Genomic DNA, 1,634 nt, shown 5'->3' with positions numbered 1-1,634 from the left:
ATAGCACCGTGCTCGACGCTATCCAGGACGCTTCGCGCCGGCTTTGCCGGTGCCTATGGCATCCTGGACAGCGTCTGCGCGCGGCGCTCTTGCGTTCGGCAGGTCGGGACGAAGGAACGGTCGCATGCGGCCGAACAAAGGAACGGCTCAGCCTGCTGCCGAGATCTTCGCGCTGTTGTGGTCTGCGTCGTAGGGCGTCTGGTGCTTGAGCGTCGCGCACAAGGCAAAGAGCAGGCGATCTCCCACACCACGCAGCGCACGCGCATGGCCGTGTCCGCGCTGCCGCAAAGCATCATAGCGTCGCCGGGCTGCGGCGTCGTATTGAAGCGCGCCGCGCGACCAGTGATGAACGGCGCTTTGCAGCCGCCTGTTGCAGGCCAGGCGGCGGATCACGAAGCGTTGCTTGCCGCTTTGCCGCGTCACCGGTGCGACCCCTGCCAAGGCGCGCAAGGCGTGGTAGTCTCGTCTGCGCAGAGGCTCGGTGGCCTCGACGAGCAGTGTGGCAAGAACGATCCTGCCGATTCCCGGCCAGGAGCGAAGGATCGCCACGTCACACTGCTCGGGATTCTGCCCCGCGGGGCTCTCCTGTTCTTCGAGCTTGGCGCACAGGCGGTCCAGGCTGTGCTGCGCTTCCTTGATTTGCTGATTGACCAGGCGCAGACGGGCCGCGAGGCTGCGGATATGCACGCACGCAGCCTCCGTCGTGCCCGGTGCCACGAGCAGGGGTGTCTCGCGCAAAGTCTTGAGCACCGTCGCCGCATCGAGGCGGCGGATACGATAGGCGCTGAGGATGCGCGCGATCGCCTTGTCGCTGGCCTTGGCCGCGCTGTCCGGCGTCGGCACCTTTTGCCAAAGTGCCAGGAACCAGTCGTCGGCGACATCGTCGGTCAGCTTGGCCGCTTGGGGATAGTACCGCCACAACTGCTGACGCAGGCGATTGGCAAGCCGCGTGCGCTCCTGCTGCAGCTCCTCCGCCATGCGCGACCACTCGCGCAGCTCGATCACCACCGGATTGTCGGCCGCAAGCTGGCGGAAGGCCGCACAGTCCGTACGCAATGAGCTTCCGAGCACATGAGCGTCGCGGCGATCATCCTTGGCACCGGCCACCGTGAAGCGATCCCGGAAGCGGTCGAGTTGCTTGGGATTGATGGCAAAGACCATAAAACCATGCTCGAGCAGCATCTCCACCACTGGGCCATGCGGCGTCTCGATTGCCACCGCGATCTGTCCCGGTGCGGCCTTGGTCTTTTCGACCAGCCAATCACACAGCTCCGTCAGTCCGGCTCCACCATGCGCAAAGTCGCGCTGGCCGGCCGGCCGTCCTTCCGCATCCAGCAGGCAAACGCAATGACTCCGCGTTGCCCAATCGATCCCGACGAACCATTGCACGTCCTTGACCATCGTTGGATCTCCTCGCTCTCAAAGCGGGCCAACCGCGATCCTGATCGATCCCTGTACTGGCGCTCTCGGCGCAATGACCTCCTACTGGATCTCGATCGCGGACGTTCCGCTGGGGCGCGGTTCCTACGTGGGTGCTCAAGGCACGGGTGGACAAGGCTGCTCCCGACGGATCGGCCCGAATGGCCAGTCTACACCTCTAGGCCGGCCATGAACGTCAGAAGGGTACAGGGTGG

General features: G+C 65.0%; 1 protein-coding gene. It reads right to left on the bottom strand.

What is annotated here, in order from left to right; all coding sequences use genetic code 11:
* Positions 1-147 precede the first annotated feature (147 nt).
* Positions 148-1,401 (bottom strand): IS110 family RNA-guided transposase, encoded by a 1,254-nt coding sequence (locus AOQ71_RS03840; protein WP_057742012.1) that lies wholly within the window; start codon positions 1,399-1,401, stop codon positions 148-150.
* Positions 1,402-1,634 lie beyond the last annotated feature (233 nt).

This window comes from Bradyrhizobium manausense (genome assembly GCF_001440035.1).
Taxonomy (GTDB): Bacteria; Pseudomonadota; Alphaproteobacteria; order Rhizobiales; family Xanthobacteraceae; genus Bradyrhizobium; species Bradyrhizobium manausense.
Note: the sequence above shows the minus strand (reverse complement) of the source record. Positions and strands in the feature narration are given on the sequence as shown.

Bases quoted from the DNA above. Each gene is read 5' to 3' on its own strand.
- AOQ71_RS03840 (WP_057742012.1), bottom strand. From the start codon at position 1,401: ATGGTCAAGGACGTGCAATGGTTCGTCGGGATCGATTGGGCAACGCGG.